Consider the following 4704-nt stretch of genomic DNA (forward strand, 5'->3'; position numbering starts at 1 on the left):
TATCAATAGGAAATCAAAAAAGCCACGACCTTCATAGGGGCGTGGCTTTACATAAAAAACTCGATAAACCATTAGGTTAGGTTTTTTACAGAGTCTCGACTGATTAATGATAAATCCATTTCAAACACTTGCTGCTGCGTATCGTTATCATTGATCCGGCTGAGTAAAAGTTTAACCGCAGTCTTGCCCAGTTGTCGTTTAGGTTGATGGACAGTCGTCAACGGTGGTGAGTAATATTCAGTCAGATCAATATTGTCATAACCAATGACAGAGATATCATCTGGCACCTGAATACCCGCCTGGTTGAAGGTGCTTATCGCCGCTAACGCCATGATATCATTAAAACAAAAGACTCCCGTAGGACGGTTTTCCATGGCAATAAACTGCTGAGCGGCGACTTTTGCTTGATTCGCTTCAAAGTCCGCTTCAATAATCCAGTCTTGATTTACGGGGATATCAGCTTCTTTCAGGGCCCGATAAAAGCCTGCAAGCCGTTGCTTACAGGTGTTCTTATCCATTTGCCCAGAGATACAACCAATTTGGGTATGTCCGTTGTCAATAAAATGTTTGGTTGCCAGATAGCCGCCTAGTTCTGCGTTATCTTCAATCCGATCGGTATCAATGTGGTGACTGCCCCAATCCATGACGACCATGGGCAGGTCACGCTTTTTCTCTAGCAGTAGCATGAGATCTTCATTGAGATCCGAGCACACCACAATTAAACCGTCGACACGCTTTTCTGACAGCATACGTAAATAGTCGCGCTGTTTTTCAAGGTTGCCTTCGGTATTACACAAAACCAGCGTGTAGCCTTGCTCGTAGCAATAGTCTTCTACACCGTGCACGAGCTCGGCAAAAAATGGGTTGGTCGATTTAGTGACCAGCATTCCGAGCGTACGTGTCGTATTACATTTTAAACTACGAGCCACAGCACTCGGTGCATAGTTCAGGTCTTCAACGGCTTGCCAAACCTTTTCTGTTGTCTTTTCGGCGACAAAGCGGGTCTTATTGATAACGTGTGAGACCGTGGTGGTTGAAACACCCGCGAGACGCGCGACATCTTTAATCGTTGCCATCTTAATTCTTCTATATTGTGAAGCCTTGGGATCGTTACTCGCGACCTTACAGAAAAACGCCGCTGATACGCAGCGGCGCTGTCTTTCACAATCCCGGCCCATCAGACGGTTGCGAAGGTAACGAATCCGATTTCATCCATTCTCATAGCTAATCGGTTGCGGTCTCAGTTTACTTAGGTTGCCGCCTAGTCGCAATTGGTCTGATGAGCGAACGATCATCAACAGACGGTTTTGTGACCCAGCTAGGCGGTTATCAATGCAAAAGTCTCATGGCGACGCTGGCAAGATCCCACCTTGATAGCAATAACTCAGGCACTAGGTCACGATCAATGGGCAGGCATGCTCTGGGTGCTCAATGACCTTAAGCGGATACTGATAAATCTTTGCGACCTGTTCACTCTCAAAACATTGCCATGGGGTACCCGTTAATACCATCTCTCCTTGTTTGAGAAAATACAGGCGATCCGCGTAGCGACTGGCAAGATTGAGGTCATGCAGCACCAAGACCACTGTCATCCCTTGATCGGCAAGCGATCGACAGCGTTGTAGCGTGTAATGCTGATGGGTAATATCGAGCGCCGATGTAGGCTCATCAAGTAGCATGATGGCCCGCGTTGGATCGGTTTGGATTAACTGCAAAGCAATGCGTGCCATATGGACTCGCTGTTTTTCACCGCCTGACAATATAGGATAAGGCCGGTTAGCAAGGTGGGTGATATCCCACTGCTGTAACTGCTCATCGGCGAGGGCGGCAATTTGCGCCTGATTCGCTTGTAACGGTGTCGCCCCCATTTGAACCACTTCTTTGACCGTAAACGCAAAGGTTAAGCCACTACTTTGGGGAAGAAAGGCGACCTGTTTAGCAAAGCGCTCACCATGCCATGCGGCTTTAGGCATGGCCCAAAAATCAACCTGGCCTGATGGATGACTGTCACTCATCACTTGTTTGAGTAAGGTGCTTTTCCCCGCGCCATTTGGCCCGAGCAACACATGTAATTGGCCTGCAGCAAAGGAAACATTGATGCGATTAAGTAGTTGGCGTCCGTTAAGCGAGTAACTTAAATCACGAACATTGAGGGCAATATCAGACATTAATGCACCACTGCTTGTCGTTGTTGGATCAAAAGCCATAAAAAGAAGGGTGCCCCCATAAGTGCGGTGATGATCCCCACTGGCAGCTCTGCCGGCGCAACAATGATTCGTGCGATAATATCAGCAAGCGTCAATAAAAGGGCGCCCAATATCGCCGATAAAGGGATCAGGGTGCGATGATCTGGCCCAGCCAATAGGCGGCCAATATGCGGAACAACCAAGCCGATAAAGCCAATTAATCCTGCGGCGCTGACCGACACCCCCATTCCAGCGGCTGTCGCAATGATCAATAAGCGCTTTAGGCGATGAACATTGATGCCAAGATACGCAGCTTCGTTCTCGCCAAGTAATAAGGCGTTGATATGCGGAGCGCAGCGATAGGCAAAAAGCGTGAGGGTAACGGCTGCAACGCCCGTTAACGCGATGAGTCCCCACGATGCGCCAGTGAGCGACCCCATTGACCACAAGGCGATATCACGCAATGTTTGGTTATCAGCAACGTAATTGATTAACCCGAGCGCCGCACCCGACAAGGCACTGATGGCAATACCGGCTAACAACATCACAGTAACCGATGTTCCCATCGATGTTGTGCCAATACGATAAACAAACAAGGTGGCGACCAGCGCACCCAAAAAGGCAAACAGCGGCACCGAGAGGGTAAAACCGACGTTAAGGCTGCCCCAGGATAACAGCAACAATCCCAACGCGCCGCCTAAAGACGCCCCTCCAGAGACTCCAATGATCCCCGGATCCGCAAGCGGATTGCGAAATAGCCCTTGCATTAATGCGCCAGATACTGCCAGAAGTGCGCCAACGAACAAACACAATAAGGTGCGTGGTAAGCGGACCTGTTGCACGATGGTCAAGATATGCGGTGCGACATCACTTTGCCAAGGGCTCAAGCTTTGTAAACTGACGAGCCACCCAAGTTGCCACTGTCCCACGGCTATCGACATCACAGTGACGATGAACAAAACAGTGATCAACACAGGGAAGAGCCGCTGATGCGTTTCACGAAAGTAAGCGTGCATTACTATTGGTTTCCGGTTAAATGGGTTTGAATGCGCAGGGCCTCATCAAGAGTATTCAGACTTAATCCACCCACTAATACACGGCCATCCACAGCGATGATGCGATTGTTTTTATACGCTCGTGTGCTTGATAGCAACGGGACGGCGTTTGCCAGCCCTTGCATACCACCAAGCTGATCGAGTGAGCGTTGCATGACCAAAATAAAGTCAGGATTAAAGCCAAGCAGCGCCTCGGGTGAAAGTGGCTTATAGCTGGTGACGGATTCAGCCGCAGGGTTCGTGGCACCGAGCAATTCAATCAAGGTATTTGGAGTGGTATCAGCGCCGGCGACACTGGCAGGTCGTCCCTGGTGAACCAAGAGAAAAAGACCGTTGAGCGTGGATGTGTTTGATGCTGACGCTCGGGTTTCTAGCTTGGCTAATTGGTCATCCATGGCGTTGATCAATGGTTCGGCATTCGCTTGTGTCGCCGTTAACTCCGCCAAGGTATGAATACGTTGCTTGAGGGCAGCGACCGTCGGGGTACTCGATAACGTCACCACCTTGACCCCGGCATCACGGAGTGTTGATAACACCGGTGCTGGGCCCATTTCTTCTGAACCAATTAAAAGATCGGGGGATAGCGAAAGTACACCTTCCGCCGCGAGCTGGCGATGATAGCCCACGCTCGGCATGTCTTTCTCTTGTAATTGGCTGGTGGCATCAATACCAACAATTTGTGATTGCGCGCCAAGCTCAACGAGCAAGTCAGTCACACTGGCGCCCGCACTGACGATGCGTGGCGAGGCATGAATCGATAGAGATATGAGGGTACTGAACAGAGCTATCACTCTTACTGCGGCGGTGGCCATGTTAAATCCTTATTTTCGCTTTATCAGTGGCTTATTGGTCAAAGGGAATGCGGTGTCATTGACAGTGATTTATCGTTCACTGCACATTTGTAATTATTAGTTACATGACTAATTAAGATCAATTATCGTTTACATTGCTGTTCTCGATCAATACAATCTTGCAAAAATAATGATGATTCTCATTTGTAGTTGAACCAGAGAGCACTGAAATGACATTGAAAAAGGATATTTTGATACCACGTCCGAGCCACCTAAACCTCGCTATCGGACTTGCGCTTGGCACATTAAGCCTCACTTCACCCGTCATGGCCGCCGATGGCGGGCAACAAAATGGCAACCAAACAGAAACGGTGTCTGTGTATGCCAGTCGTATGGACGCGCAAAAAGCGAATCGCGCTGTTGCCGTCAGCACGGTGTCACAGGAAGAAATAGAGAAAAGACAAGGAAGTAACGTCACGGATTTAATTCGGCACCTACCCAATGTCTCTGTGCTTGGTGGCGGGCGCGATGCCGCTCAGTCTGTGACTATTCGTGGATTAAGCAGCGAAAACGGCCGCGTGGTGCAGCTTGTTGATGGCGCACGTCAGAATTTTTCTGTTGGTCACCGCTCCAGTCTATTTATTGATCCTGAGTTACTCCGCTCGGTAGAGG

At 49.3% G+C, this 4704-nt stretch carries 5 protein-coding genes; 1 reads left to right on the forward strand and 4 read right to left on the reverse strand.

The window, feature by feature from the left end; translation table 11 throughout:
• Positions 1–71: 71 nt before the first annotated feature.
• The 4 genes from BZG79_RS11865 to BZG79_RS11880 all read right to left on the reverse strand — a co-directional run bounded on the left by BZG79_RS11865 (position 72) and on the right by BZG79_RS11880 (position 4053).
• Positions 72–1076 (reverse strand): substrate-binding domain-containing protein, encoded by a 1005-nt coding sequence (locus BZG79_RS11865; RefSeq protein ID WP_077461138.1) that lies wholly within the window; start codon positions 1074–1076, stop codon positions 72–74.
• Between the two features lie 315 nt (positions 1077–1391).
• On the reverse strand, positions 1392–2168 hold the full coding sequence (locus BZG79_RS11870; protein ID WP_158011794.1) for a heme ABC transporter ATP-binding protein: 777 nt from the start codon (positions 2166–2168) through the stop codon (positions 1392–1394).
• On the reverse strand, positions 2168–3202 hold the full coding sequence (locus BZG79_RS11875) for an iron ABC transporter permease (RefSeq protein WP_077461140.1): 1035 nt from the start codon (positions 3200–3202) through the stop codon (positions 2168–2170). The genes BZG79_RS11870 and BZG79_RS11875 overlap by 1 nt, the downstream gene beginning before the upstream one ends.
• A 2-nt stretch (positions 3203–3204) precedes the next feature.
• Positions 3205–4053: an ABC transporter substrate-binding protein gene (locus BZG79_RS11880; RefSeq protein WP_077461141.1), complete on the reverse strand. Its 849-nt coding sequence runs from the start codon at positions 4051–4053 to the stop codon at positions 3205–3207.
• 209 nt (positions 4054–4262) lie between these two features.
• On the opposite strand from BZG79_RS11880, the gene BZG79_RS11885 reads away from it, so the two are divergent.
• A partial coding sequence (locus tag BZG79_RS11885) for a TonB-dependent receptor plug domain-containing protein (RefSeq protein ID WP_199877778.1) occupies positions 4263–4704 on the forward strand: 442 nt, incomplete at its 3' end.

It is taken from the genome of Salinivibrio sp. MA427, assembly GCF_001996115.1.
In the GTDB taxonomy this organism is placed as follows: domain Bacteria; phylum Pseudomonadota; class Gammaproteobacteria; order Enterobacterales; family Vibrionaceae; genus Salinivibrio; species Salinivibrio costicola.

Bases quoted from the DNA above. Each gene is read 5' to 3' on its own strand.
- BZG79_RS11865 (WP_077461138.1), bottom strand. From the start codon at position 1,076: ATGGCAACGATTAAAGATGTCGCGCGTCTCGCGGGTGTTTCAACCACC.
- BZG79_RS11870 (WP_158011794.1), bottom strand. From the start codon at position 2,168: ATGTCTGATATTGCCCTCAATGTTCGTGATTTAAGTTACTCGCTTAAC.
- BZG79_RS11875 (WP_077461140.1), bottom strand. From the start codon at position 3,202: ATGCACGCTTACTTTCGTGAAACGCATCAGCGGCTCTTCCCTGTGTTG.
- BZG79_RS11880 (WP_077461141.1), bottom strand. From the start codon at position 4,053: ATGGCCACCGCCGCAGTAAGAGTGATAGCTCTGTTCAGTACCCTCATA.